Annotated in this window: 24 protein-coding genes; 16 read left to right on the top strand and 8 right to left on the bottom strand. The window is 67.6% G+C overall.

Going from position 1 to position 25,294, the window contains the following annotated elements; translation table 11 throughout:
- The first annotated feature begins 20 nt into the window (after nucleotides 1-20).
- Both U4Z64_RS00775 and U4Z64_RS00770 read left to right on the top strand, forming a co-directional pair.
- A complete protein-coding gene (locus tag U4Z64_RS00775) occupies nucleotides 21-563 on the top strand; it encodes a class I SAM-dependent methyltransferase (protein WP_044843252.1) in 543 nt (180 codons plus the stop codon).
- Between the two features lie 26 nt (nucleotides 564-589).
- Nucleotides 590-1,843, top strand: coding sequence for a hypothetical protein (locus tag U4Z64_RS00770; protein ID WP_321818944.1), 1,254 nt, complete (start codon nucleotides 590-592; stop codon nucleotides 1,841-1,843).
- Between the two features lie 36 nt (nucleotides 1,844-1,879).
- Here the strand turns inward: U4Z64_RS00770 and U4Z64_RS00765 are convergent, their stop codons facing one another.
- Together U4Z64_RS00765 and U4Z64_RS00760 are read right to left on the bottom strand one after the other, a co-directional pair.
- Entirely contained in the window at nucleotides 1,880-3,214 is a 1,335-nt protein-coding gene (locus U4Z64_RS00765) for a type II toxin-antitoxin system HipA family toxin (RefSeq protein ID WP_321818943.1), read from the bottom strand.
- 3 nt (nucleotides 3,215-3,217) lie between these two features.
- Entirely contained in the window at nucleotides 3,218-3,466 is a 249-nt protein-coding gene (locus tag U4Z64_RS00760; protein WP_321818942.1) for a helix-turn-helix transcriptional regulator, read from the bottom strand.
- Nucleotides 3,467-3,723: 257 nt separating this feature from the next.
- Here U4Z64_RS00760 and sapR point away from each other — a divergent pair, with 257 nt between their 5' ends.
- From sapR to U4Z64_RS00715, 9 genes are all read left to right on the top strand, one after another.
- On the top strand, nucleotides 3,724-4,605 hold the full coding sequence (gene sapR, locus U4Z64_RS00755; RefSeq protein WP_044843248.1) for a sap1 transcriptional regulator SapR: 882 nt from the start codon (nucleotides 3,724-3,726) through the stop codon (nucleotides 4,603-4,605).
- A gap of 15 nt (nucleotides 4,606-4,620) precedes the next feature.
- Entirely contained in the window at nucleotides 4,621-5,184 is a 564-nt protein-coding gene (gene ddpX / locus U4Z64_RS00750) for a D-alanyl-D-alanine dipeptidase (protein ID WP_044843247.1), read from the top strand.
- A gap of 64 nt (nucleotides 5,185-5,248) precedes the next feature.
- Nucleotides 5,249-6,850: an ABC transporter substrate-binding protein gene (locus tag U4Z64_RS00745; protein ID WP_321818941.1), complete on the top strand. Its 1,602-nt coding sequence runs from the start codon at nucleotides 5,249-5,251 to the stop codon at nucleotides 6,848-6,850.
- 10 nt (nucleotides 6,851-6,860) lie between these two features.
- Complete coding sequence (locus U4Z64_RS00740; protein WP_321818940.1) at nucleotides 6,861-7,931, top strand: ABC transporter permease; 1,071 nt, start codon at nucleotides 6,861-6,863, stop codon at nucleotides 7,929-7,931.
- A 66-nt stretch (nucleotides 7,932-7,997) separates the two neighbouring features.
- Complete coding sequence (gene nikC / locus U4Z64_RS00735) at nucleotides 7,998-8,912, top strand: nickel transporter permease (RefSeq protein ID WP_321818939.1); 915 nt, start codon at nucleotides 7,998-8,000, stop codon at nucleotides 8,910-8,912.
- A gap of 1 nt (nucleotide 8,913) precedes the next feature.
- Entirely contained in the window at nucleotides 8,914-9,828 is a 915-nt protein-coding gene (locus U4Z64_RS00730) for an ABC transporter ATP-binding protein (protein WP_321818938.1), read from the top strand.
- Nucleotides 9,825-10,586 (top strand): ABC transporter ATP-binding protein, encoded by a 762-nt coding sequence (locus tag U4Z64_RS00725; protein WP_124520696.1) that lies wholly within the window; start codon nucleotides 9,825-9,827, stop codon nucleotides 10,584-10,586. The genes U4Z64_RS00730 and U4Z64_RS00725 overlap by 4 nt, the downstream gene beginning before the upstream one ends.
- Nucleotides 10,587-10,731: 145 nt before the next feature.
- Nucleotides 10,732-10,986: a GlsB/YeaQ/YmgE family stress response membrane protein gene (locus U4Z64_RS00720; RefSeq protein ID WP_044843241.1), complete on the top strand. Its 255-nt coding sequence runs from the start codon at nucleotides 10,732-10,734 to the stop codon at nucleotides 10,984-10,986.
- Nucleotides 10,987-11,349: 363 nt separating this feature from the next.
- The gene (locus U4Z64_RS00715; protein WP_321818937.1) at nucleotides 11,350-11,685 is read left to right on the top strand and encodes a type 1 fimbrial protein; all 336 of its coding nucleotides are present in this window, start codon (nucleotides 11,350-11,352) and stop codon (nucleotides 11,683-11,685) included.
- A gap of 31 nt (nucleotides 11,686-11,716) precedes the next feature.
- Here U4Z64_RS00715 and U4Z64_RS00710 read toward each other — a convergent pair whose 3' ends face one another.
- The 3 genes from U4Z64_RS00710 to U4Z64_RS00700 form a co-directional block, all read right to left on the bottom strand.
- A complete protein-coding gene (locus tag U4Z64_RS00710) occupies nucleotides 11,717-12,589 on the bottom strand; it encodes a LysR substrate-binding domain-containing protein (protein WP_044843239.1) in 873 nt (290 codons plus the stop codon).
- Nucleotides 12,590-12,958: 369 nt separating this feature from the next.
- Nucleotides 12,959-13,849: a class A beta-lactamase gene (gene bla, locus U4Z64_RS00705; RefSeq protein WP_124488122.1), complete on the bottom strand. Its 891-nt coding sequence runs from the start codon at nucleotides 13,847-13,849 to the stop codon at nucleotides 12,959-12,961.
- Between the two features lie 189 nt (nucleotides 13,850-14,038).
- A complete protein-coding gene (locus U4Z64_RS00700; RefSeq protein WP_321818936.1) occupies nucleotides 14,039-14,875 on the bottom strand; it encodes a peptidoglycan DD-metalloendopeptidase family protein in 837 nt (278 codons plus the stop codon).
- A gap of 536 nt (nucleotides 14,876-15,411) precedes the next feature.
- On the opposite strand from U4Z64_RS00700, the gene U4Z64_RS00695 reads away from it, so the two are divergent.
- From U4Z64_RS00695 to U4Z64_RS00685, 3 genes are all read left to right on the top strand, one after another.
- Complete coding sequence (locus U4Z64_RS00695; RefSeq protein WP_257769921.1) at nucleotides 15,412-16,308, top strand: LysR family transcriptional regulator; 897 nt, start codon at nucleotides 15,412-15,414, stop codon at nucleotides 16,306-16,308.
- A 56-nt stretch (nucleotides 16,309-16,364) separates the two neighbouring features.
- Nucleotides 16,365-16,751, top strand: a complete 387-nt coding sequence (locus tag U4Z64_RS00690; RefSeq protein ID WP_044843235.1) for an ester cyclase — start codon at nucleotides 16,365-16,367, stop codon at nucleotides 16,749-16,751.
- 495 nt (nucleotides 16,752-17,246) lie between these two features.
- Entirely contained in the window at nucleotides 17,247-19,409 is a 2,163-nt protein-coding gene (locus U4Z64_RS00685) for a hypothetical protein (RefSeq protein WP_321818935.1), read from the top strand.
- 102 nt (nucleotides 19,410-19,511) lie between these two features.
- On the opposite strand, the gene U4Z64_RS00680 is transcribed toward U4Z64_RS00685, so the two are convergent.
- Both U4Z64_RS00680 and U4Z64_RS00675 read right to left on the bottom strand, forming a co-directional pair.
- The gene (locus U4Z64_RS00680; RefSeq protein ID WP_321818934.1) at nucleotides 19,512-20,252 is read right to left on the bottom strand and encodes a sulfite exporter TauE/SafE family protein; all 741 of its coding nucleotides are present in this window, start codon (nucleotides 20,250-20,252) and stop codon (nucleotides 19,512-19,514) included.
- Between the two features lie 251 nt (nucleotides 20,253-20,503).
- The gene (locus U4Z64_RS00675; protein WP_321818933.1) at nucleotides 20,504-21,520 is read right to left on the bottom strand and encodes an aldo/keto reductase; all 1,017 of its coding nucleotides are present in this window, start codon (nucleotides 21,518-21,520) and stop codon (nucleotides 20,504-20,506) included.
- 140 nt (nucleotides 21,521-21,660) lie between these two features.
- Here U4Z64_RS00675 and U4Z64_RS00670 point away from each other — a divergent pair, with 140 nt between their 5' ends.
- On the top strand, nucleotides 21,661-22,572 hold the full coding sequence (locus tag U4Z64_RS00670; RefSeq protein ID WP_321818932.1) for a LysR family transcriptional regulator: 912 nt from the start codon (nucleotides 21,661-21,663) through the stop codon (nucleotides 22,570-22,572).
- Between the two features lie 52 nt (nucleotides 22,573-22,624).
- Here U4Z64_RS00670 and U4Z64_RS00665 read toward each other — a convergent pair whose 3' ends face one another.
- A complete protein-coding gene (locus U4Z64_RS00665) occupies nucleotides 22,625-23,779 on the bottom strand; it encodes a porin (protein ID WP_044843230.1) in 1,155 nt (384 codons plus the stop codon).
- Between the two features lie 381 nt (nucleotides 23,780-24,160).
- Between U4Z64_RS00665 and U4Z64_RS00660 the strand changes: the two genes are divergently transcribed.
- The gene (locus U4Z64_RS00660; protein ID WP_044843341.1) at nucleotides 24,161-25,264 is read left to right on the top strand and encodes an OpgC domain-containing protein; all 1,104 of its coding nucleotides are present in this window, start codon (nucleotides 24,161-24,163) and stop codon (nucleotides 25,262-25,264) included.
- Nucleotides 25,265-25,294: the final 30 nt, after the last annotated feature.

The following is a 25,294-nucleotide window of genomic DNA, read 5'->3' as shown; positions in this document are numbered from 1 at the left end:
CTTCGCTCGGGGACTACGCAATGCGCTCATTACAAGAACTGCGGCTGGAATTCCTCCAGTACAAGATCGAACCGATCGGCTGGCTCGGCGACAGCCCGTCGCGCTTCGACTTCTATACCCGCACGGCCGCCGGATGCGACAGCATCCTCGAGCTGGGCGTGTTCACCGGACTGACCACGACGGCCTTCATGCTCGCGCAGCCGAAGCGGCTCGTGTCGGTCGACATCACCGATCAGTATTTCCACATCCAGGACGAGCTGAAGCACGCGGCGCAGGAACTGGCGATCGACTTCGAATTCAGGATTGCCGATGACCTCGCAATGGACCCGCTCGCGTGCGACCTGCTGTTCATCGACACCACGCACACGTACGAGCAGACGCTCGCCGAACTGAACCGGTTCGGCCCGCTCGCGCGCAAGAAGATCGTGCTGCACGACATGAACACGTCGGGCGTCTACCAGGCCGTATTCCAATGGCTGTGGGACAACAAGCAGTTTCACATCACGTATCACGACAGCCGCGGCTGCGGCGCGGTCGTGTGCGAGCGTCACGTCGGCTATTGAGCCGCGCACGCGCAACGGGAGGCACCATGCATGCGAACGGACACGCGGTCTGCGTGGCGATCAACGACAACAACCGCGCGTGGTACGAGATGCTCGTGCCGTTCCTGCTGTCGCTGCGGCAGACAGGCTACGACGGGCAAGTGGCCGTCATCGGCTACGGGCTGTCCGAACGCAAGCGGCGCATCCTGGAAAGCCAGTCGGTCGACGTGGTCGAAGCGTCGAGCGCGCATGCGCTGCCGGTCGGCCGCTTCATCGAGGCCGCCGACTATTGCGCGCGCAATCCGCACATCACGAAACTCGCGCTGTACGACGCGGACATCTGGTTCTGCGCGTCCTCGTTCGACCTGTTCTCCCGGATCGCCGACGACCGCCTGTACGCGTGTCCCGACCCGCTGTTCTGCACGTTCATCGTCACGCCGCTGATCGGCGAGCGACGCGACGCGCACTGGCGTCTCGTCGTCGACGACGTGAAGGCGCGTCACGGCGGAGCGCTGCAGGCCGGGCTCGTCGCCGGCACGGCCACGGCGTGGGCGCGCTTCGCGGCGCATCTGCGCGACTGCGTCGCCCGCATCGGCACCGACTTTCAGGAATGCTTCGGAATCGACACGACGTTCCTGCATCTGTGGGGCGCACGCGGCGAAACCGCGCTGCTCGACCCGGTCCAGAACTTCGTCAGCAAGAACGGCATTCACGAATCGTTCGATCCGAGCAACGGCACCACGACATTGCGCTATCAGGGCGAACCGATCCGCGCGCTGCACATGACCGGCGACATCCGTTTCTTCGACCGCTGGCGCTACTACGCGAACCATGTCGACGCCGCATTGCGCGACGGCATGCCGTTCGCGCTGTCGGACGGCACGCCGGCACCGTCCGACACGGCCGCCGCCCGCATCGCCGCGACCGAATACGTGCGTTCGGCCGGGCTGACCGTCAGCTCCGCCGCGATCGAGGGCAGCGCGGGCGCGTACCTGCAGGCGCTCGACGAACCGGGCGGCACGATGCTCGTCGGCAGCGGGAACCACGAGATCGTGTTGACCGCGACCCGCGACATCGCGCGGCTGAACGTGTACATCACGCACCCGTCCGGCTCGCCGTCGCCGCTGCGATGCGAGGTGCTGATCGATGGGCAGGCGCAGCACAAGGGCCCTGATCTGATGACCCATTTCTGGTATCGGATCTCGGCCGGCACCGTCATCACGCTGCGCTCGACGAGCCTCGGCGGCCAGCAGTGCAACGCGATCTGGCGGCTGCGCGAGGCGCCGGACATGCAGCAGTAGGCAGTGGACGACGCGTAGGCGGTTCGCCCCCCGACGTCAGGCGCGCGGTGTTTCGGCGAGACGTTCGGCGGCGAACCGCAATCCGCCCAGAATGCGTTCGGCGATCCGCGCCGGAAACCCGGCCGGCAGCGTCGCGCCGACCGACTCGATCACGTGCGGCGTCGCGGCGACCAGCCGTTCGATGATCGGCGTCGCGATATCGCCGAGTAGACAGTGTTCGGCCATTGCGCTGAAGTGCCGGCGCGTGATGTCGCGCATCGCATAGTGCTTGCGCTTGCCGTGCACGGCCATCGCAAGCTTCGCCTTGTGCCACGACCACTGGTTCGCGCCATCACCCTCGACCGGCCAGATCGACATCACGTCATAGAGCGGCGTCAACCGGAACCGACCGCCCGGCAGCAGGCGCAGGCTGAAGTTCTTCGCATGCCCGTCCGGTGCGGCGAGCATCCAGAACACGATCAGCGCGGCAAACAGCGTGTCGAGGTCGTCCTGCGCCGTTTCCGACCGGCGCAGGATGGCGGCCAGATCCGGCACGCCGGGGCCGCCCTGCGATTCGTATTTCAGATGCGGCGGCACGCCGAGCGCCTGGCAGAAGTCCTCCTGCGGCAAGCGCAACAACCATCCACCTTCACGATGCAGCGCACGATCGAAACGCGCGACCGACAGCACCTTGTGCTCGCCGAAACGCACGATTTCGGCATCGGCCGTCGGCAGGCCGTACGCGCGCAGAATCGCGAGACACAGCCACTCGTTTTCGACGGAGGCGGTGAGATCCGCACGCTTGTTGCCGACCAGACCGAGCGGCAACTTGAGAATATGCGTGGTCGGCGTCGCGCCGTGCGGGCGCTTCCATCGCCCGTCGTGAAACAGCAGCGCGGTCTTTTCCTGCGCGCCGGCGAGCGACAAGCGGAAGTCGTCGTCATCCTGCGCACCACCCGCCACCCCGCTCGCCTGATCGAGCACGCGCGCGACCTCGTCGTCCGACAACGGCGTACCGTCGATGCGGTCATGGCCGGCCGGTACTTCGTCCTCGCCGAGCAGTTGCACCGCGCCGACGCAGTCGCGGCCGAGCGCGGCGAGCAGATCGAACGGCTCGATCGTCGCCGTGCCGAACCGGGACGCCAGCCGGCGACGAATGGCGTCGCTGTCCGGCAGCAGATTGTCGAAGTAGTGGTTCACACGCTCGCCGCGCAACGGCGTATCGCCGACGCCGAACGGCAGCGACAGCGACAACGGGCGGCCCGCGGCGGACTGCTTCCAGCCGGCGTCGTACCGCAACTCCATGTCGCCGCGCGCCGGAATCCGCCATGTCCCGACCCGCTGGCCGTTGGCCCAGATCGACAGTGCGCGGCTGTGCGAGTTGCGCCCCATCGCTTACCAGTCGATGTCGGCAACGTCGCGTCCGTCCTTCGTGCGGACGCTGAGCTCAAGACCGTACAGCGCGGTCAGTTCGAGCAATTGGCTGAGCGACAGGCTGGCGGTGCGCGTGGTCTCGAGCGACGACAGGCGCGACTGGCCGACGCCGATGCGCGCCGCCGCCTCGGCTTGCGTCAGCCCCTTGGCCTGACGCGCGGACGACAGGATTTCGCCCAGTTGCGCGGGCGTATTGACGATGAAATCCACGGCTCGGGTCCAGTAGGCAATAAATGCAGTATATCTCTGACAGACATAAACGCAAATTATTGCTGACAGACATAAGCGTAAAATATCTCTGTCAGAAATAATCTGCGTGGTTACGCATCGCGACATTGCCGTCGGGGACGCGTACCCGACCCTATCACCCTCCGCTAAACCATAGTTTTTATCCGCTGGCGCGAATGATTTTGGCTTTGTTAGATGGATGACACTGAATCATCCGATGACAAACATCTAACAGTCCGATGACCTGCGCGTTCGCCCATACCGTCGAATCCCGCTTTGCCGAGCTGACGCCGACCGCGAAGCGCATCGCGAGCTACATGCTCGCGAACCTCGACCGTCTCGGACTCGAAACGGCCGACCAGATCGCGCAGCAGGCCGGCACCAGCGGCATCTCGGTCGGGCGCTTCCTGCGCAGCATCGGCTACCGGAACCTCGACGATCTGAAACGCGAACTGCGCGGCGGCAGCGATCGCCCGTGGATGATCACCGATCGCCTCGACGAATATCGCCGCGCCGCCGGCACACACGTGAGCGACGGCGACGGCACCCGCAGCGACGGCACGCTGGCATCGTCGCTCGATCGCGAACTCGACGCGATCCGCCACGTCTACCGGCTCGCGGAAGAACCCGTGTTCGCGCAGGTCGCGGACCGGATCGCGCATGCCGACGCCGTGTTCATCCTCGGCATCCAGTCGACCCGCGGCATCAGCAATGCGTTCAGCAGCTATCTCGAATACCTGCGCCCGCGCGTGTTCTATTCCGACGGCCAGTCGGGCTCGTACGTCGATTCGCTGAATTCCGAATTCGAGCGGCCGTACTGCATCGTCACCGATACGCGTGCCTATTCGCGCAGCGCGCGCCGCTATTGCCAGGCGGCCGCCGAGCGCGGCCAGCCGTTCGCGCTGGTCACCGATCTCTATTGCCCGTGGGCACGTGAATGGCCGGCCGACCTGCTGCAGGTGAAGACCGACGTCGGCCAGTTCTGGGATTCGCTCGCGCCGCTCACCTGCCTGTTCAACCTGCTGATCACCGCCGTGGTCGACCGCCTCGGCCCCGCGATCGACCGGCGCGTCGCGCGCAACCGCGAACTGCAGCGCACGTTCGACCAATTCGAATCCTGAGCGCCCCGACCGCCGATGAACCCTCCCCGCCTCGTCGAAATCACACCCGCCACGCATCGCGTCGAGATCGATCTCGTCTACGCGACCGAGCGCAACCTGACCGGCAAGGCGATCTACCGCCGCGCGCACTGCCTGCTGCTCGAGCCGGCCGAAGCCGCGCTGCGCCGCGCGGTCGACGTCGCCGCGCAGGCCGGCTTCACGCTGCGCGTCTACGATGCGTACCGGCCGCCGCAGGCGCAGCAGGTGCTGTGGGATTTCCTGCCCGACCCGAACTTCGTCGCCGATCTCGGCCGCGGCTCGAACCACAGCCGCGGCACCGCGCTCGACCTGACACTCGTCGACGCGAACGGCGAGGTGCTCGACATGGGCACCGGCTTCGACGAGATGGTGGCCGCGTCGGGCCACTTCCACGCGGGGCTGCCCGAAGCCGTGCAACGCAACCGGCTGCTGCTGCTCGGCGTGATGCACGCGGCCGGCTTCGCGCATATCGACAGCGAGTGGTGGCACTACGAGCTGCCCGGTTCGCATGCGTTGCCGCAGATCGACAACGACGCGAGCGGCCCGTGGCGCCTGATGTAACGACGCTGCACGTTCCCTTCACCGTTCACGTTCAACGACTTCAACGACACATGGAGAAACGCACATGAAGCCCCTGACCTCCCGGCTCGTCGCGGCGCTGGCCGCCGCGGCCGTGCTCGCCGCCGTTCCGCTTGCCGCCGCACGCGCGGAAACGCCGAAGGACATGTTCGTGATGGCCACGCTGCTCGACGAATTCACGACGCTCGATCCCGGCGAGATCTACGAGCTGGTGCCGGAGGAATACGTCGCGAACGCGTACGACCGGCTCGTGCGCGTCGACCTGCGCGATCCGTCGAAATTCAACGGCGACGTCGCGCAGTCGTGGACGGTGAGCCCCGACGGGCTGACCTATACGTTCAAGCTGCGCCCGGGCCTCAAGTTCCACTCGGGCAACCCGCTGACGGCCGACGACGTCGCCTGGTCGATCCAGCGCGCGGTGCTGCTCGACAAGGGCCCGGCCGCCGTGCTGACCGGCATCGGCCTCACGAAGGCGAACGTCGTCGCGAACGTGAAGAAGCTCGACGACCAGACGGTGTCGATCACGACCGACCACAAATACGCGCCGACCTTCGTGCTGAACGTGCTCGGCGCGTGGCCCGCGTCGGTGCTCGACAGGAAGCTGCTGCTGTCGCACCAGCAGGGCGACGACTTCGGCAACGCATGGCTGAAAACCAACGAGGCCGGCTCCGGCGCGTACAAGCTAGTCAAGTGGGCAGCCGGCGACAGCATCGTGCTGCAGCGCTTCGACGGCTACCGGCTGCCGCTCGCGATGAAGCGCATCGTGCTGCGCCACGTGCCCGAAGCGGCGAGCCAGCGCCTGCTGCTGGAAAACGGTGACGTCGACGCGGCGCGCGACCTGAGCCCCGACGATCTCGCGTCGGTCGTGAAATCCGGCAAGGCGAAGGTCATGGCCTCGCCGCAGGCGACGCTGCTCTATCTCGGCCTGAACACGAAGAACCCGACGCTTGCGAAGCCCGACGTGCAGGAAGCGCTGAAGTGGCTGGTCGATTATTCCGGCATCCAGAGCAACGTCGTGAAGACGACTTACAAGGTGCACCAGACCTTCCTGCCCGAAGGCTTCCTCGGCACGCTGAAGGCGAACCCGTACAAGCTCGACGTCGCGAAGGCGAAGGCGCTGCTTGCGAAGGCCGGCGTGCCGAACGGCTTCTCGGTGACGATGGACGTGCGCAACGACTATCCGTATACGGAGATCGCGCAGGCCGTGCAGGCGAACTTCGCGCAGGCGGGCGTCAAGGTGCAGCTGATTCCCGGCGACAACAAGCAGACGCTCGCGAAATACCGTGCGCGCCAGCACGACATCTATATCGGCGAATGGTCGGCCGACTACATCGACCCGCACAGCAATGCGCAGGGTTTCGCATGGAACCCCGACAACTCCGACAAGTCGAGCTATAAAATGCTGGCCTGGCGCAACAGCTGGGACATTCCGCAACTGACGAAGGAGACCGACGCCGCGCTCGCCGAGCCGACCGCCGCGCAACGCGCGCAACGGTATCAGGCGATGCAGAAGGACCTGCTCGCGCGCTCGCCGTTCGTGATCATGTTCGAGAAGGTCGCGCAAGTCGCGACGCGGCCCGGCGTGAGCGGGCTCGAAGTCGGACCGATCAACGATCTCGTGTCGTACCGTAACCTGAAGAAGCAATAAGATTCGCCGCATGTCGACTCCCGTCTCCTCCCTCGAAGCACTGCGCACGCTGCCCGCGCGCCGCCCGGCCGTACGCTGGGCGCTGCGCGTACTGCGCTGGGCGCTCACGCTCGCCGTCACGTTCGCGGGGCTGCTCGCGCTGACGTTCGTAATCGGCCGCAAGGTGCCGATCGATCCCGTGCTCGCGATCCTCGGCGATCGCGCGTCGGCCGAGGCGTACGCGGCCGAGCGCCTCGCGCTGGGCCTCGACAAGCCGCTCGTCACGCAGTTCCTGATCTACGCGCGCGACGTGCTGCACGGCGATCTCGGCATGTCGCTGCTGACGTCGAACCCGGTGCTCGACGACATCAGGCGCGTGTTCCCCGCGACGCTCGAACTCGCGACGATCGCGACGCTGATCGGCATCGCGATCGGCGTGCCGCTCGGCGTCGCGGCCGCGGTGAAGCACAACCGGCCGATCGACCACGTCGCGCGCTTCGTCGGCCTGATCGGCAATTCGGTGCCGGTGTTCTGGCTCGGGCTGATGGGGCTGCTGCTGTTCTATGCGCGGCTGCACTGGGTCGGCGGCCCCGGCCGGCTCGACCCGGTGTACGACGGGATGGTCGACCCGCGCACGGGCAGCCTGCTGATCGACGCGGCGCTCGCGGGCGAGTGGGACGTGTTCCGCAACGCGGTGTCGCACATCGCGCTGCCGGCCGCGATCCTCGGCTACTACTCGGTCGCGTACCTGAGCCGGATGACGCGCTCGTTCATGCTCGACCAGCTGAGCCAGGAATACATCGTCACCGCGCGCGCGAAAGGCTTGTCCGAGCGCCGCGTGATCTGGCGGCACGCGTTCGGGAACATTGCGGTGCCGCTCCTGACCGTGATCGCGCTCACGTACAGCAACCTGCTCGAAGGCTCGGTGCTGACGGAGATCGTGTTCGCGTGGCCCGGGCTCGGCTCGTACCTGACGGGTGCGCTGCTGAACGCCGACATGAACGCGGTGCTCGGCGCGACGCTCGTGATCGGTGCGATGTTCATCACCGTCAACCTGCTGACCGACGCGCTGTACCGCGTGTTCGATCCGCGTGCGCGCTGAGGGCTGCCGCGACATGACTGCTTTCACGCTGCTTCCTTTCCCGTCCATGCCGAAGGTGTCCCGATCATGAATGCCGAGCGTCTCACGCTGCGCGCGTGGCTGCTTTCCGATGCGCCCGCGTCGCGCGCGCAGGCCGCGTTCGGCCTTGCGTATCGCCGCTGGCGCCGCTTCGCCGCCAATCCGCTCAACCTGTTCGGGCTCGCGATCCTGGTCGCGCTGATCGTCGTCGCGATCGTCGGCCCGCTGATCATGCCGCACGATCCGCTGCGCCAGGTGCTGCCCGACCGCCTGCTGCCGCCCGGCTCGCCGTCGCACTGGCTCGGCACCGACCAACTCGGCCGCGACATCCTCTCGCGGCTGATCGACGGCTCGCGCCTCACGCTCGGCATCGCGCTGCTCGTGGTCGTGATCGTCGTGCCGATCGGCCTCGCGATCGGCACGACGGCCGGCTATTGCGGCGGTTTCGTCGACAGCGTGCTGATGCGCATCACCGACATCGCGCTCGCGTTCCCGAAGATCGTGCTCGCGCTCGCGTTCGCGGCCGCGCTCGGGCCCGGCGTGGTCAACGCGGTCGTTGCGATCTCGATCACCGCGTGGCCCGCCTATGCGCGGCTCGCGCGCGCGGAGACGATCCGCATCGCCCAGGCCGACTACATCCATGCGGCGCGCCTGCAAGGCGCATCGGGCCCGCGGATCCTGCTGCGCCACATCGTGCCGCTGTGCATGTCGTCGGTGATCGTGCGCGCGACGCTCGACATGGCCGGCATCATCCTGACCGTCGCGGGCCTGGGCTTCCTCGGCCTCGGCGCGCAGCCGCCGAGCCCCGAATGGGGCTTCATGGTCGCGTCCGGCCGCAACGTGCTGCTCGACGCATGGTGGGTCGCGACGCTGCCCGGCGCGGCGATCCTGCTCGTCAGCCTCGCGTTCAACCTGCTCGGCGACGGGCTGCGCGACGTCTTCGATCCGCGTCATGGAGCGTGACATGCCACTGAATTCCGTCAACGCCGCCGCGCCGCTCTGCGAGATCGACGGCCTGAAGATCGGGTTTCGCGGACACGACGGCGTCGTGTCCGACGCGGTGCGCGACCTGTCGCTGACGCTCGCGCCCGGCGAACGGCTCGGCATCGTCGGCGAATCGGGCTCCGGCAAATCGCTGACGGGCCGCGCGCTGCTCGGCCTTCTGCCCGAAGCCGCGCGCTGGTCGGCCCGCACGATGCGCTTCGCGGGCCACGACCTGCTCGCGATGTCGGCGAGCGAACGCCGGCGCCTGTGCGGCAGCCAGATGGGGATGATCCTGCAGGATCCGAAGTATTCGCTGAACCCGGTGATGACCGTCGCGAAGCAGATGGGCGAAGCATTCCGGCTGCATGAGCCGGGGCTGCGCGGCCGCGCGCTGCGCGAACGGATCGTCGATGCGCTCGCGGCCGTGCAGATCCGCGATCCGGCGCGCGTCGCCGATGCGTATCCGCACGAGCTGTCGGGCGGCATGGGCCAGCGCGTGATGATCGCGATGATGGTGTCGACCGGCCCGCGTCTGTTGATCGCCGACGAACCGACCTCCGCGCTCGACGTCGCGGTATCGATGCAGGTGCTCGCGGTGCTCGACGCGATGATCGCGCGGCACGGCACCGGCCTGATGTTCATCAGCCACGACCTGCCGCTCGTGACGTCGTTCTGCGATCGCGTCGCGGTGATGTATGCAGGCCGCGTCGTCGAAACCTGCGCCGCGCGCGACCTGCGCAACGCCACGCATCCCTACACACGCGGGCTGCTCGCGGCGAACCCGCCGCTCGCGAACCCGCCCGACGAACTGCCGGTGCTGCGGCGCGATCCGGCGTGGCTCGATACCGTTTCGCCTGCCGGCGCCGCGACGGCACAACAGGAGTCCGCCCGATGATCGACGTCGATCACGCCTCGATCCGTTTTCCGACCCGCACGGGCCATGTCGACGCCGTGCGCGATGCGAGCTTCGCGGTGCGCGACGGCGAAGTGTTCGGCCTCGTCGGCGAATCGGGCTCCGGCAAGTCGACGCTGCTGCGTGCGCTGACCGGCCTCGTGCCGCTCGCGGGCGGCAGCCTGTCGATCGACGGCCGGCCCGTCGGCGGCACGCCCGACCGCGCATTCCGCCGCCACGTGCAGATGGTGTTCCAGGATCCGTACGCGTCGCTGCATCCGCGCTTCACGGTCGACCAGACGCTGCGCGAGCCGCTGTCGATCCACGGGATCGACGACGCCGACGCGCGCATCGCCCGCGCGCTGTCCGAAGTCGGGCTCGGCCCGGCGTTCCGCTTCCGCTATCCGCACCAGCTGTCGGGCGGCCAGCGCCAGCGTGTCGCGATCGCGCGCGCGCTGATCGTCGAGCCGCGTGTGCTGCTGCTCGACGAGCCGACCTCCGCGCTCGACGTGTCGGTGCAGGCAGAGATCCTGAACCTGCTGCGCCGCCTGCATCGCGAACGCAATCTGACGATGATCCTCGTCAGCCACAACCTCGCGGTGATCGGCTTCCTGTGCCAGCGCGTCGCGGTGATGCAGCACGGCGAGATCGTCGAACAGCTGCGGATCGAGGACGTGCGCGCCGGGCAGGTGGCACGCGACTACACGCGCACGCTGCTGCGCGCGACCGAAGGGTATCGCCGGCTCGATCCGGTCGCCTGACATGTGCGCGACGCGCGGGCGTGCGATACTCGGCACCCCGTGCGTCGGTGCGCCAGTGCGCTGACGCGCCGCCGAATGGAACCCTCGCGCGCCGCGCGGGTCCATGTCCTTTCGTCAACAGCTCAACAGCTATAGGGAGGCGTTCATGCTGCAATTCATCGAAACCCTGGTGGTCGGGCTCATCGTCGGCCTCCTCGCCCGTGCGCTCAAGCCCGGCGACGACAAGATGGGTATCCTGATGACCATCGTGCTCGGTATCGTCGGCTCGCTCGTCGCGGGCTACGTCGGCCGCGCTGCCGGCTGGTATGCGCCGGGCCAGGGCGCCGGCTGGATCGCGTCAATCATCGGCGCGATCGTGCTGCTCGTGATCGTCGGCGCGGTGCGCAAGCGCGCGGGCTGACCGCCGCATCGCCCGCGTCGATGCACAACGGCCGCTCGTTCGCACGAGCGGCCGTTTTCTTTTTGCATACCTCAATTCGCGCCACCCGTGAATCGTTGAATCCTCAACGATTTACCGGCAAACGCCGCATCCATTGACGCCCCTTCCGCTAGCGTATGCCACCGGCAATACCCTGACTTGCGGCCGCACAAATTTGAGATAAATTGATTGAAGAAATACGGCGTCATTTGCTTATTGCCGTTATTTCCGTCTTTTCATTCAAGAGGTCCGATGGATTTGCCGTTTACGCATACAGCACCGCAGCGTTGACGGACTGCCATTCGAGCGGCCCCGCTGCGACGCGCTTCCTCTCTGGAGCCTGTCATGAAGCATCGCCCGTTTGCCGCCTCGTTTGCCCTGGCTGCCGCGCTTCTGGCCTCGTCCTCGTCATATGCCGCCGGCGCGTCCGGCATCATCCACTTCACCGGCATGATCGTCGAGCCGCCGTGCTCGTTCGCGCTCGACACCGCCGACACCGCGCATGCGCACGTGCGCGCCGACTGCCCGCGTCCGGCGACCGGACAGGTCGCGTTCGTCGACGCGGCCAGCCTGCGCACGATCAAGACCACGACCTTTACGCAGGCGTCGCGCGCAATCGTTTTACCGGACCGTCCGGGCAACGCGCATGCGCCGATGATCGCCGTCGTCACCTATCAGTAAGCAACATGCGCCGCCGGCGTCGCGTCGCGCGTCAGTCGCGATGGCTGGCGATCCAGTCGCTGAACGCGCGAATCTTCTGCTGGCTGCCGATGCTCTCGGGATAGACGAAGAAATAGCGGGCGCCGGTCTCGAGCACGATGTCGAACGGCCGTTCGAGCCGGCGCGCGCTGACGTCGTCGTCGACGAGCGTCACGTCGCCGATCGCGACGCCGAAGCCCTGCATCGCCGCGTTCGTGGCGAGATCGAGCGTGTCGAAGGTCGGGCCGCGCTCCGCGTCGACGGCACGCTCGCCCGCGTAATCGAGCCACGCGCGCCAGTCGCGATGGTCGCGCGTCGGATGCAGCAGCGTATGGCGCGCGAGATCGCCGACCGCATCGAGCGGCGTCGCGTGCCGCAGCTCGGGTGCGCACACCGGCGTCAGCCGCTCGTCGAACAGCGGCAGCGCGAACACGCCCGCGCCCGGCGACGTGCCATAGACGACCGCCGCATCGAACGGCTCGGCCGAGAAATCGACGACGTGCTGCCACGCGGTCGTGATCTGCACGTGGAGATCGGGATGCTCGCCCTGGAAGCGCATGATGCGCGGCAGCATCCAGCGCATCACGCAGGTCGGCACCTTCAGCGCGAGATCGGTGCGCTGCCGCGTGAGCTTCATCGAGATGTCCTCGATTCGCGCGAAGCTCTCGTTGACGACCGGCAGCAATTGCTCGCCCTCCGCCGTCAGCGTGAGGCCCTTCGCGTGCCGCTTGAACAACGGAAAGCCGTAGTGCGCCTCGAGTGTCAGGATCTGCCGGCTCACCGCGCCCTGCGTGAGGCACAGCTGCTCGGCCGCGCGCGTGAAGCTGCGGTGGCGAGCCACGGTCGAAAATATCTGCAGCGCGTGCAGGGGCGGAAGTCGGCGCATGACGAAGCGGGTAAGGCGGGTAAACGGACCGCGGATCGCGGATCGACCGCGCCGAACGACGGCGCGGCAGGACCGCGCGTCGACATCGGCGCGCGCTGATCGACACGATAAGCCAAACGCGGGCTTTACGCGAGGTGCGCCGGGCGCTCAGGTCGTAGGAACTAGCGCGCCCGCCGCGATGCGTGACGCCGACGCGACGACGTCCGCTCGTGCCGCCGCGCTCAGACGGTGGGAACGAGCGCACCCGCTGCGATGCGCGCCTCCGACGCGACAACGTCCGCGCGTGCCGCCGCGCTCAGGCGGTGGGAACAAGCGCACCCGCCGCGATGCGCGCCGCCGACGCGACGACGTCCGCGCGTGCCGCCGCGCTCAGGCCGTGGGAACGAGCGCGCCCGCCGCGATGCGCGCCGCCGATGCGACGACGTCCGCGCGTGCCGCCGCGTCGGCACGCGGCTGCGTGAACGACACGGCCAGCACGATCGGCGCGCGCGACGGCGGCCACAGCACCGCGACGTCGGTCGTCGTGCCGTAGCCGCCGGTGCCGGTTTTGCCGGCACTGCGCCAGCCGGGCGGCACGCCGGCCGCGATTCCGGTCGCGCCGCCGGTCATCCATTCGGTGAGCTGCGCACGCTGCGGCTCGCGCAGCGTGTCGCCGAGCAGCAGCCGCTGCAGCATGTCGACCATCGCGACCGGCGTCGACGTATCGCGCTCGTCGCCGGGCGCGGCCTGGTTCAGTTCGGGTTCCCAGCGGTCGAGCCGGAACGCGGTGTCGCCGCTCTCGTGCGCGAACGACGTGACGGCCTGCGGGCCGCCGAGCACGCCCATCAACAGGTTCCCCGCGCCCTTGTCGCCCGACTGCAGCAGCGCGGTGCAGAGCTGCGCGATCGTCATCCCCGTATCCACGTGGCTTTCCGTCACCGGCGACCCGGCCACGACCTCGTAGCGGCGGTACAGGATGCGGCGCGGCAGCAGCGATGCGTCGAGCGAACCGCGCGCGAGTATCGCGGCGGCGGCGACGACCGCATAGGTGCCGCACAGCGGGAAGCGCTCGCGCGCGTGATGCGCGATGCGCGTACCGTTCGACGTATCGAGTGCGGCAACGCCGAGCCGGCCGTTCGACGCTTTTTCGAGCGCGGCGAGCTCGGCCTGGGCGACGTGGGCGCGCCCCTGGTCGGCGACGGGTGCCGACGAGCAGGCGGCGACGAACGGCGCGGCGACGGCGGCGAGCAACAGCGAGCGGCGTGTCGGAGAGTGTTCCATGGATGAAGGCTGTTCGGTCGGAAACGGTGGCACGGAGCAACGCACGCGCGCATCGGCGATGCGCGCGTGTTCACGCCGACGGCCGGCTCGCGACGGCATTCGCCGCGCATCCCCGAAGACGTCCGTCGGCCCCGCATGCGGCGGGACTCACATGAACAGACCCTAGCGTAGCAGCGCGCGCCGCTCGCGTCAGCCTTGCGACGAAGGCAGGTACGGCATCGGATTGACGGGCTTGCCGTCACGCCGCACCTCGAACAGCAGCGCGACACGCGCGTTGTCGAGGTCGCCCATCTCGGCGATCTCGTCGCCCTGGCGCACGATGTCGCCGGTCTTCACGAGCAGCTTGCGGTTGTGCGCATAGGCCGTGAGGAAATCGGCGTTGTGCTGGACGATGATCAAGGTGCCGTAATCGTTCAGGCCGGTGCCCGCGTACATCACGCGGCCGTCGGCGGCCGCGCGAACCGGATCGCCCGGCCGGCCGGCGATCTGGATGCCGCGGTTCTGCCCCGGCTTGAACGCATCGACGATCTTGCCCTGCGCGGGCCATCTGAGCGCCACCGCGCCCGCATGGCGCCGGGTTTCCTTCACGACCTGCCGGTCGCTCGCCGTCGACGCGCTCGCCTGCGCGGCGCCTGCCGCATTGCTCGCGGCGGCCGGTGCGGCCGCCTGCGCGCTGGCCGACGCGCCCGGCGCCTGCAGCGACTGCTGCCGGACGATGCGCAGCACCTGCCCCATGCGCAGCGCGCCGCGCCCGTTGAGCTTGTTCCAGGTCCGCAGGTCGGCGACGCTGCAGTCGTTGGCGGACGCGATGCCCGACAGCGTGTCGCCGCGTTTCACCACGTACTTCTGCGCGACGAGAATGGGCGCCGGCGGCGCCGCCGGCGCGGCGGCGGGCTGGCCCGACGTCGCGCCCGCCAGCGTATCGCTCGGCGGGACGGACGGCGTACTGGCGCAACCGGCCATGACGAGCACCGCGGCCAAGCCGGACAGCCACGCCGACTTGCGGCAAATCTCGCGCTGTTTCATGGACGATCGACTCCGGTTTGACAATCTTTCAAGCATCTCAAAAACGGAACGGCCGACGTGTAACCGGATGCAAACAATGATGACAAACGATCACGAACCGGGTGCCGGCAAACACTTGTTACCGGGAATACGGTCGGATTCGGAAAAACTTGACGGTATTGGACGTGCGATTCGGAAGAAATTTCGCGATGCACCTATTATTTCGAAAAGCTTTCATTGCGCGCGTGAGCGCGCCGGCGAGCCAATGCGGCCCGCACCGCCCGCCCGCTCAACGCAGCCAGTCGACCAGCTCCGCGCAGGCCCACGCGATGCCGATGCACAGGAACAGCACGTGCAGCGCGATCTTGAACGACACGCCCCACGACGAATCGACCCGCATGACAGTCTCCCCCGGTTGATATGCGGCCATGATCCGGCATCGATCCCGCCCCGAAAATGAGGAACCGGCGAACCGGGCCTCAGGCCCAGCCTGAGACCGGTGCGGCGGTTCCTGCTAACTTATCGGCCATACCCATCCTTACGCGCCCCCAACGATCATGCGCTTCGACCTGACCGACCTGCGGCTCTTCCTGAACATCTGCGAGGCCGGCACGATCACGGGCGGCGCGGAGCGCACCCACATCACGCTGCAGGCCGCCAGCGAGCGCATCCGCGGGATGGAGGACGAGCTCGGCGTGCCGCTGCTGCACCGGACCAAGTCGGGCGCGCAGGTAACCGACGCCGGCCGCGCGCTCGAGCACCACGCGCGCACGGTGCTGCAGCAGATCGACCACATGCGCGGCGAGCTGCAGCAATACGGCCAGGGGCTGCGCGGGCATATCCGGCTGCTGTGCAACACGGCGTCGCTGAGCGAATACCTGCCCGACGCGCTCGCCGCGTATCTGCCGCTTCACCCGAAACTGTCGATCAGCGTCGAGGAGCGCTCGAGCCAGGACATCGTGCATGCGATCCGCAACAGGACGGCCGAGGTCGGCATCGTCGCCGATTCGGTCGGGCTCGGCGGGCTCGAACAGAAGCCGTTCAGAGAGGACTGGCTGATCGCGGTCGTGCCGGCCGGTCATCCGCTCGCCGCGCGCGACAAGGTCGCGTTCGACGAGATCGCCGACGCGGACTTCATCGGGCTGACCGACGGCAGCGCGCTGCAGGTCCATCTGGCGGACCAGGCGCGTGCGCTCGGCAAGCGGATCCGCTACCGTGTGCAGCTGAAGAGTTTCGATGCGATCTGCCGCGTGATCGCAAGCGGCGTGGGGATCGGCATCGTGTCGCGCCATGCGGCCGAACGGGCGATGCAGACGATGGACGTGCGGCTCGTCGAGCTGTCCGATGCGTGGAGCCACCGCAAGCTGACGCTCTGCGCGCGCTCGTTCGATGCGCTGCCGAAATACACGCAGGCGTTCGTGTCGTATCTGTCGGGCGACATGCCGCCACGCTGAACGTCGCGCGCTCCGCTCCGCAACAGCGCGGCGATAACCGAGGAGACATCGCAGCCATGACCGGACCCGAACTCGCGATGCACTATCGCGCCTACATCGACTGCCTGAACCGGCAGGACTGGCCGGCGCTCGGCCGGTACGTCGCCGACAACGTGATCCACAACGACCGGCCGCTCGGCCTGGCCGGCTATCGCGCGATGCTGGAGCAGGATTTCCGCGACATTCCGGATCTCCATTTCGAGGTCCGGCTGCTCGTGTGCGAACCGCCGCGCATCGCATGCCGGCTGCGCTTCGCCTGTGCGCCGAAAGGGACCTTCATGGGGCTCGCCGTCGACGGCACGCGCGTCACGTTCGCCGAAAACGTCTTCTACGAATTTCACGACGGAAGGATCCGGCAGGTGTGGTCGGTGATCGACAAGGCCGCGATCGAAGCGCAGCTTTAGCACGGCGCGGGACGGCCGCCGGACGGGATCGACGAGCCGATACCCGGCCTGATCCGATTTGACTCTTAAGGGTAACGTTTTCCAAAAATCCCACCGAAAAACGCACCGCCCGTGTACCTTTCCGCCACCGCTGTCACCGCCGAGATATTCACGCCGCGCCGCAGCGAAAAAAACAGAAACCGCGGAAATTTCTACGTGAATATGCCCTTCTTCATGCACATTGTGCTTTGGCCATTCGGGTTTTCACCGGCGCATCCGGCGCGAAAGCGCGTTGACATCGAATCAATCGAAGCCTAAATTTGGAAAACGTTTTCCCTTCATATCGGCGCGACGGCGGCCACGGCTCGCGCAGGGAGAACGCTTGCCTGCTCGAGTAGTGATTCAAGCCGTCCGTCCACAGGGATCAGGGTTGCGAGACGGAGGCCGGGTCGGGCGTCGAGCGCGGCAACGGTTGAACCCGCCCGCCCTTCATTACCATTCGAACCTGGAGACACAATGCATACGCGCAGCAGATTCGCGCTCGGCGCCGCGCTCAGCGCCTTTTCCGTCCTGTTCGTCAGCGCATGCGGCGGCAACGACGTGACCGCCCCGCCACCCTCGTCGCCCCCGTCGTCGACACCCGCGCTCGCACCGAACTCGCTGCAGGCGCTCGTCTACGGCGCACCCGACACCAGCGTGCCGGCCGGCACGACCATTCCGGCCACGATGATGGGCCAGATGCGCGCGCTGTTCGACCTGATCCGGAAGTCGCCCGACTTCACGCAGGTCGTCATGGATCTCGGCGACGGTTCGCCGGTTCACGTGCTCGACACGAACACCGGCGACAAATTCCTGCCCGGCAAGCTCGCGCTCGGCCTGTCGTACATCCTGATCGACATGAAGTCGAAGGGCGATCCGCAATACGCGAGCTACCTCGCGACGTACCAGACGATCACGACCGCGATGATGGCGCAGTCGGGCAGCAACTACACGTATGCGAACACGTCATGGGGCGAGTACTACTACCTCGTCGCGCTGAACAACCTGAAGGCGCACGGCATGCTCAACGAAGTCTTCAGCGACGCGATGCTCGCGACGCTGCAGCAACGGCTCACCTTCTGCGACATGTTCGGCCCCGATGCGAGCGGCAAGACCAGCACCTGCCCGGCCGCCGGCACGCCGATCGACATCGCGTCGCTCAACACCGCGCAGAACTACTATGCGGTGTCCTACGGAATTGCCGGCCTGCGGCAGAAACTCGGCTGGAGCAATCCGTCGTTCTCGTCGGCGACCGATCCGGCCGTCGCGACGATGGGGGCGCGCGATGCGCTGCTGTACACACTGACGAACCACATCCGCAGGGATTCGTCGGGCGGGTTCTCCGACGAAGCGTCGAACACGCACACGACCTACTACGACCAGGCGCGCTTCGACCGCTACAGCACGCTGCTGATCGGTGAAGTGGTCGAGCGCACGTTCGAGATGGACAACGTGGCGAATCTCACGCCCGAACTGAAGGGCTATCTGCGCAAGTCGGTCGACCTGATCCTGCCGCAGCTGAACGCCAACGGCCAGGGCTTCAACTACGGTCGCTCGATCGGTCCGTACGGTGATTCCGCGTTCATGGAGGTGCTGACGGCCGCCGCCAACGCCGGCGTGCTGACCGACCAGGAGAAGCAGGTCGCGTATGCGTTCATCTACCAGGCCGCGCATCGTTTCGACACGTACTGGTACGACCCGTCGCTGCCGACGCCGTCGGTGAACATGTGGGTCAAGGGCCGCGGCACCGACGCGTATCGCGGCAAGCCGCGCGTGATGGGCGAGAATTTCAGCCTGCTGCACCAGTACCTGTACGTGAACGCGTGGTGGAACAAGCTCGGCTTCGGCGGGAAGGCGCCGATGGCCGATGCGGACTACGGCGCATGGCTCGACGCGCTGCCGCGCTACACGCTGACCTGGTACAACCAGCCGACCGATGCCGCCCATCCGTACAGCGCCGCGCTGCTCACCGTGCGCGACGGCCGGCGCGTGATCAACCTGAACCTGAGCCAGGCGCCCGACTACAACTCGTACACGCCGTACTACCCGGTGCCGTTCTCGGACAAGCTGATCTACGGCACGACCGATCTCGGCTATGCGCTGTTGGTGCCGCAGGTGACGTACAACGCAAAGACGTACATTCCCGTCACGTACTACAAGAACCTGAACGTGCAGCAAAGCAACGGCCGGGTGATCGTGTCGTTCGATACGACGAAGTTCCGTCTCGCATCGAAGAACGCGGCATACACGACGGATCTCGACCTGCAGGTGCATACGGTGCTGACGTTCGCGCACGGCACCGTCTCGCGCAGCGATACGCTGAGTTCAGGCACGCTCACGGGCAACCTCGCGGTCGAGACGGACTTCACGTCGTTCGCGGATTTCGCGTCGACGCAGGCCAACGGCGACGGCGTGTCGGTGACGTACGCGAACAGCGCCGCGACCGGCTATGCGGCGTCCGGGTTCGACAACTGCGCGCTGTCCGCCTTCGACACGGTCAACGGCGCAACGAACCCGCTGTCGACGACGCCGATCGGCCAGCTGCATTCGAACTTCGCGTGCAAGACCAGTCCGTTCGCGCTCGGTGCGGGCGCCACCCGCACGTTCGGGTGGACGCTGAAATACGCCGACCCGGCCTGAGCGGCATGGCCGCCGTTCCGTGAGCGTCCTCGAAGCCGGCTTTCGAAACCGGCTTCGTGGCATTCACGCCGGGCGCGCATCGCGCGTGTCGGCAATGCCCGCTCACCGCCACGCCGAAACGGCCATATAGGCGCCGAGCGCGATCATCCCGACGAAGAAGCAGCGCTTGAACGCCTTCTCGCTCATCACGCGCCGCGCGTACTGCCCGCCGATCATCCCCGCGAGCGCCGGCACGAGTGCCAGCGCCGATACGCCGAGATCGACCGTCTGCAGCGCGCCCGTCACGCGCAACTGCAGGCCGAGCGTGATCGTCGACGCGGTAAACGACAACCCGAGCGCCTGGATCAGGTCGTCCTTCGACAGGCGCAGCGCCTGCAGGTACGGCACGGCCGGCACGACGAACACGCCGGTCGCGGCCGTCACGACGCCCGTCAGGTAGCCGACCGCGGCCGACAGCCACTTTTCGTGACGGCCCGGCGCGGGCAGCCGCGCGGCGGCGAGCCCCCAGCCGCCGTATGCGACCAGCACGATGCCGAGTGCCGCACGGGTCCATGCGCTGGCGGCCGCGAGCGCGGGCAGCCCGCCCGTCAGCGTGCCGAGCGTCAGCCCGGCGAGCAGCGGCCACAAACGCCGCAGCAATGGCCGGAACGACGGGCCGAGCCACAACTGCCACACGTTGGTGATGAACGACGGCACGAGCAGCAGGCTCGCGGCGGCCGACGGCGGCATCGCGAGCGTCAGCAGCCCCATCGCGATCGTCGGCAGGCCGAGGCCGATCATGCCCTTGACCGCGCCGGCGAGCAGAAAGACCAGCACGATGATCGTCAGCGTATGCGTTTGCATGGCGGGGGTTCGGTCCGGTTGAATACGGCGCCGATGGTGAACCACCGTCACGCCGTCGGCCATCTGGCTTTGCCTGAGGCTGGCTCGGGCCCGCCCGGCGGGGCCTGTCACCCCGCTACCCCGCCACCCATCGCCTCATCGCCTCATCGCCTCATCGCCTCATCGCCTCATCGCCTCATCGCCCCGTTGCCCGGTGCGCGTTGCCCGGTGCCCGTTGCCCCGTCGCCCCGTCGCCCCACCATGCGCGCCGTTCAGGCACCGTGCGCCGGCCCCCGTCCCTGCTCGCTGTCGAGGTGCGCCATCTGCGCGGCCGGATAACGCTCGCCGGCAGCCGCCCCGGCGGGCACCGCCGTTTCGATGCGGGCGAGATCATCGACCGTTAGTTGCAATTTAGATGCCTGAAGCGCGTCCTGGAGTTGCGTGCGCTTGCGTGCGCCGATCAGCGGCACGATGTCGTCGCCGCGCGACAGCGCCCACGCGATCGCGATCTGCGCCGGGTTGCTGCCCTTCTCGTCGGCGATCGCGCGCAGCGCGTCGACCAGCGCGAGGTTGTGCGCGAGGTTCTCGCCCTGGAACCGCGGGCTGGCCGCGCGGAAATCGCGCTCGCCCTGCCGCGCCGCGCTCCAGCCGCCGCCGAGCAGCCCGCGCGACAGCACGCCGTAGGCCGTCACGCCGATCCCGAGTTCGCGGCACACCGGCAGGATGTCCGTCTCGATCCCGCGCGACAGCAGCGAGTATTCGATCTGCAGGTCGGCGATCGGCGCGACGGTCGCCGCGCGGCGGATCGTGTCGGCACCGACCTCCGACAGGCCGATGTGGCGCACGTAGCCGGCCTTCACGAGATCGGCGATCGCCCCGACCGTCTCTTCGATCGGCACCGCCGGATCGACGCGCGCCGGCCGGTAGATGTCGATGTGGTCGGTGCCGAGCCGCTTCAGCGAATACGCGACGAAATTACGGATCGCCTGCGGCCGCGCGTCGTAGCCGACGAACGCGCCGGCCGGATCGCGCAGCGCGCCGAACTTCACGCTGATCAGCACCTGGTCGCGCGTGCGGCCGCGCAGCGCGTCGCGGATCAGCATCTCGTTGTCGCCCATCCCGTAGAAGTCGCCCGTATCGAGCAGCGTGATCCCGTTGTCGAGCGCCGCGTGCAGCGTCGCGATGCTTTCGTCGCGATCCGCCGGCCCGTAGAGATCCGACATCCCCATGCAGCCGAGCCCGATCGCCGATACCTGCGGGCCCGTGCGGCCCAGTTGACGCTTGTCCATGTCCGTTTCCTCGCGGTGGTGAGTGAATGAACCGGATTCTGGGCGTAACGCGGCGCGCGATAAACACGAAACGCCCAACCAAATCATTCGACGCTGATTAACAATGGAGCCTTTCCCGATCCGCCACGTTTCCGCCCCGCATGGACCATCTGCATGCAATGCGCATCTTTGCGCGCGTCGCTCACCTCGGCAGCTTCACGAAAGCCGCCGAGCAGTTGCAATTGCCGCGCCCGACCGTCAGCAATGCCGTCCAGTACCTGGAGAAGCACCTGAAGGTGCGCCTGTTGCAGCGGACGACGCGGCGCGTCGCGCTGACCGCGGAAGGCGCGACCTACTACGAGCGCTGCACGCGGCTGCTGGCCGACCTGGACGACGCCGAGACGCTGTTCGACGATGCCGGTGCGTCGCCGCGCGGCCTGATCCGCGTCGACCTCCCCGAGCGCTTTGCACTGGACAAGGTGATTCCGGCGCTGCCGGATTTCCACGCACGCTATCCCGACCTGCGCGTGGTGCTGAGCACGACCGACCGCTTCGTCGATCTCGTCGCCGACGGGATCGACTGCGCGGTGCGGGTCGGCGTGCTGTCCGACACGTCGCTGGTCGCGCGGCGCGTCGGCGAGATGGCACAGATCAACTGCGCGTCACCCGCGTATCTTGCGCGATACGGCACGCCGCGCTCGCCGGACGATCTGCCCGACCACGTCGCGGTCGGCTATTTCTCGAGCCGCACGGGCCGCGAGCTGGACTGGGAATATGCGGACATGGATTCCGGCGCGCTGCAGACCGTGAAGATGCGCAGCGTGGTTGCGGTGAACAGCTCGCACGCGTATCTCGCGTGCTGCCTCGCGGGCCTCGGGCTGATCCAGGCGCCGCGCGACGGGCTCGCGCCGCTGCTGGAAGACGGCTCGCTGGTCGAGGTGCTGCCCGAATGGCATGCGGCGCCGCTGCCGGTGTCGGTCGTGTTTCCGAACAGCCGGCATCTGGCGCCGCGCGTGCGGATCTTCGTCGACTGGCTCGCGCACACGCTCGACGACGCGCACCGGGCACAATGACGACGGCCGGCACCGGGGCAACCCACCCCGGGCGCCGGCCGGTCAAGGGCACTCAGAACTTGTGGCGGATCGCGGCGCGCACCGCGAACTGGTTCGCCGACGACGACGGACCGTCCGTCCCGACCACGTAGCCGCCGTCGGCCGCGGTGCCCGTCTTGTCGCCGGCGACCTTCTGCCATGCGCCCTGCAGGTAGACGTCGGTGCGCTTGGACAGGCTGTAGTCGGCCATCAGCCCGACCGTGTGATATTTCGGCTTGAACGAGCCGGCCGCGGCGTCGAACTTGCCGTCGGTATACACGTACTGCGCGCCGAGATAGAAATCGGGCGTGAGCTGGTACTTGCCGTTGATCTCGAAGTTCTGGAACCTGGTCGCCGTGAGCCCGAGGCCGTCGAACGTCGACGCCGGCAGGTAGACGGTCGACACCGGGTTCTTCACGTCGGTCTTCGTATAGACGAAGCCGACCGTCGCCGGACCGAACGTATAGTTGATGCCGCCGCCGAAAATCCGCAGGCGGTCGGCGACGAAGTTCGCGTCGTCGGCCGCGATCGCGCCCGCATTGCCGACGCCCGGGCTGTTCGCCTGCAGATACGCGGCCGCGACCTGCAGCCCGGCCAGCGAATACTGCGCGCCGATGCTGTACTGGCGGTTGGTCGAGAAGCCCGTGCTGTTGCTGAAGCTGTAGGTGCCGCCGAACGACAGCCCGTTCCAGTCGGGGCTCGCGTACTTGACCGTGTTGTTGACGCGGAACGAGTTGTCCGTGTTGTCGTTGTCGAACGGGTGCGAGAACAGCGTGCCGCCCCAGTTGCCGTTCGCGGTGAGCGGCGCGAGATAGTCGACGACCGCATCGTACTGGCGGCCGAAGGTCAGCGTGCCGAAGCGCGACGCGCTCAGCCCGACGAACGCCTGGCGGCCGAACATCCGGCCGCCCTGGTTGAACCGGCCGTTGTTCACGTCGAAGCCGTTTTCCAGCGTGAAGATCGCCTTCAGCCCGCCGCCGAGATCCTCGCTGCCCTTCAGGCCCCAGCGGCTGCCCTGCGCATAGCCGCTCGCGAGCTGGTAATTCGTTTTTCCGACCCCGTTCACGCTCACGTTGTTCGTGTAGTTGAAGCCCTCGTCGATCAGGCCGTACAGCGTCACGCTGTCCTGCGCGAAGGCCGGCGCGGCGAAAGCGGCCAGCGCGGCGGCAAAAATGACGTGCTTCTTCATGACGGATCTCCGGAGCCGGGTGCCGGACAGGCCATTCGCCCGGCGATTGTTTGGTCTGTTTTATAGAGGTGGCCCGCAGGGCGGACTGCGCGGTGTGCGGCCGCGAGGACAAAATGGTGTCACGTCGCAAACCGCCCGTCCATCGGGGCGTGGGCGCGGCCAGCAAAGCGTTGCGCTCGTCCAACTGCCCTGTTCTTCCGATGCCATGAGCACGCTTATCGGCAGCGGCCGGCCGGCCCGCTATCCGCGTAAACCCGGACGGCACCGCATCGGTGGCACAATGCGCATCCGTTCGTCATTTCTTCACGAATTCATGCTTCACCCCGATTCATGCGCGGCAGGTGCCGGCCGCGCACGCGGCGCGCGCCGGGAGGCGGCCCGATGACCGCCGCCGCCCGGGCCGGCCGCTACGCCGAACTCGATTTCTTCCGCGGCCTCGTGCTGCTGGTGATCGTCGTCGATCACATCGGCGGCAGCATCCTGTCGCGCGTGACGCTGCATGCGTACGCGCTGTGCGATGCGGCCGAGGTGTTCGTGTTCCTTGGCGGTTTCGCGACCGCCATCGCCTACAACTCGCTCGCCGAGCGCCACGACGAGGCCGCTGCGCGCCAGCGTTTCATCCGCCGTGCGTTCGAGATCTACCGCGCATTCCTCGTGACGGCCGGCCTGATGCTGCTGATCACCGCCGTGCTGAACGCGTTCTCGATCGACGGCCCTAACATGCCGACCAACGATCTCGACGGCCTGCTCCACAAGCCGCTCGCCGCGCTGCGCGACATCCTGCTGTTCCGCCGCCAGCCGTATCTCGCGTCGGTGCTGCCGATGTATGCGTTCTTCGCGCTGCTCGTCCCGCTCGCGCTGCCGCTCGCGCGCACCCAGCCGTGGCTGATGCTCGCGTTCAGCGGCTCGCTCTGGTACGCGGCGCCGCACGTCGCGCGCTTCTTGCCGACCGTCGAAGGCGCACCGTGGGACTTCAACCCGTTCGCGTGGCAGTTCCTGTTCGTGCTCGGCGTGATCGCGCGCTGCCAGCCCGTCTACCAGACGCTCGCGCCGAAACCGCAGGGCTGGCTGCTGACGGCCGTATCGCTCGCGATCGTCGCGGCCGGCGCGTACTACCGGCTGCGCGTCGAGCCGTTCCCGACCGATCCGTCGATCAAGCAGAACCTCGGCGCGCTGCGGCTCGCGAACTTCCTCGCGATCGCGTGGCTCGCGGCCAAGCTCGTGCACCTCGGGTGGATGAAGAAGGTCGCGCACGCGATGCCGTGGATCGGCACGATCGGCCGCCAGGGGCTGCTGTGCTTCGTCGCCGGCACCGGCATCTCGCTCGCGGTCGACTCGCTGCTCTACCAGGCGACCGAAGGCTATCTCGACGTGCCGCTCGGCCTGGCTGCCGACGTCGTCGCGATGGGCCTGCTGTATCTCGTCGCGAAGCTTTATGCGCCGCTGGTGTCGCGGCTGTCGTTCCCGTTCCGTACGCGGCGATGACGTGCCGCGCCGTCACGCGCCGCTGCTACG

This window comes from Burkholderia sp. BCC1996 (genome assembly GCF_905339955.1).
Taxonomy (GTDB): Bacteria; Pseudomonadota; Gammaproteobacteria; order Burkholderiales; family Burkholderiaceae; genus Burkholderia.
This window is presented reverse-complemented; position numbering and strand designations above follow the sequence as displayed.

Coding starts and splice junctions, on each gene's coding strand:
- U4Z64_RS00775 (WP_044843252.1), top strand. CDS start 21: ATGCGCTCATTACAAGAACTGCGGCTGGAATTCCTCCAGTACAAGATC.
- U4Z64_RS00770 (WP_321818944.1), top strand. CDS start 590: ATGCATGCGAACGGACACGCGGTCTGCGTGGCGATCAACGACAACAAC.
- U4Z64_RS00765 (WP_321818943.1), bottom strand. CDS start 3,214: ATGGGGCGCAACTCGCACAGCCGCGCACTGTCGATCTGGGCCAACGGC.
- sapR (WP_044843248.1), top strand. CDS start 3,724: ATGACCTGCGCGTTCGCCCATACCGTCGAATCCCGCTTTGCCGAGCTG.
- ddpX (WP_044843247.1), top strand. CDS start 4,621: ATGAACCCTCCCCGCCTCGTCGAAATCACACCCGCCACGCATCGCGTC.
- U4Z64_RS00745 (WP_321818941.1), top strand. CDS start 5,249: ATGAAGCCCCTGACCTCCCGGCTCGTCGCGGCGCTGGCCGCCGCGGCC.
- U4Z64_RS00740 (WP_321818940.1), top strand. CDS start 6,861: ATGTCGACTCCCGTCTCCTCCCTCGAAGCACTGCGCACGCTGCCCGCG.
- nikC (WP_321818939.1), top strand. CDS start 7,998: ATGAATGCCGAGCGTCTCACGCTGCGCGCGTGGCTGCTTTCCGATGCG.
- U4Z64_RS00730 (WP_321818938.1), top strand. CDS start 8,914: ATGCCACTGAATTCCGTCAACGCCGCCGCGCCGCTCTGCGAGATCGAC.
- U4Z64_RS00725 (WP_124520696.1), top strand. CDS start 9,825: ATGATCGACGTCGATCACGCCTCGATCCGTTTTCCGACCCGCACGGGC.
- U4Z64_RS00720 (WP_044843241.1), top strand. CDS start 10,732: ATGCTGCAATTCATCGAAACCCTGGTGGTCGGGCTCATCGTCGGCCTC.
- U4Z64_RS00715 (WP_321818937.1), top strand. CDS start 11,350: ATGAAGCATCGCCCGTTTGCCGCCTCGTTTGCCCTGGCTGCCGCGCTT.
- U4Z64_RS00710 (WP_044843239.1), bottom strand. CDS start 12,589: ATGCGCCGACTTCCGCCCCTGCACGCGCTGCAGATATTTTCGACCGTG.
- bla (WP_124488122.1), bottom strand. CDS start 13,849: ATGGAACACTCTCCGACACGCCGCTCGCTGTTGCTCGCCGCCGTCGCC.
- U4Z64_RS00700 (WP_321818936.1), bottom strand. CDS start 14,875: ATGAAACAGCGCGAGATTTGCCGCAAGTCGGCGTGGCTGTCCGGCTTG.
- U4Z64_RS00695 (WP_257769921.1), top strand. CDS start 15,412: ATGCGCTTCGACCTGACCGACCTGCGGCTCTTCCTGAACATCTGCGAG.
- U4Z64_RS00690 (WP_044843235.1), top strand. CDS start 16,365: ATGACCGGACCCGAACTCGCGATGCACTATCGCGCCTACATCGACTGC.
- U4Z64_RS00685 (WP_321818935.1), top strand. CDS start 17,247: ATGCATACGCGCAGCAGATTCGCGCTCGGCGCCGCGCTCAGCGCCTTT.
- U4Z64_RS00680 (WP_321818934.1), bottom strand. CDS start 20,252: ATGCAAACGCATACGCTGACGATCATCGTGCTGGTCTTTCTGCTCGCC.
- U4Z64_RS00675 (WP_321818933.1), bottom strand. CDS start 21,520: ATGGACAAGCGTCAACTGGGCCGCACGGGCCCGCAGGTATCGGCGATC.
- U4Z64_RS00670 (WP_321818932.1), top strand. CDS start 21,661: ATGGACCATCTGCATGCAATGCGCATCTTTGCGCGCGTCGCTCACCTC.
- U4Z64_RS00665 (WP_044843230.1), bottom strand. CDS start 23,779: ATGAAGAAGCACGTCATTTTTGCCGCCGCGCTGGCCGCTTTCGCCGCG.
- U4Z64_RS00660 (WP_044843341.1), top strand. CDS start 24,161: ATGACCGCCGCCGCCCGGGCCGGCCGCTACGCCGAACTCGATTTCTTC.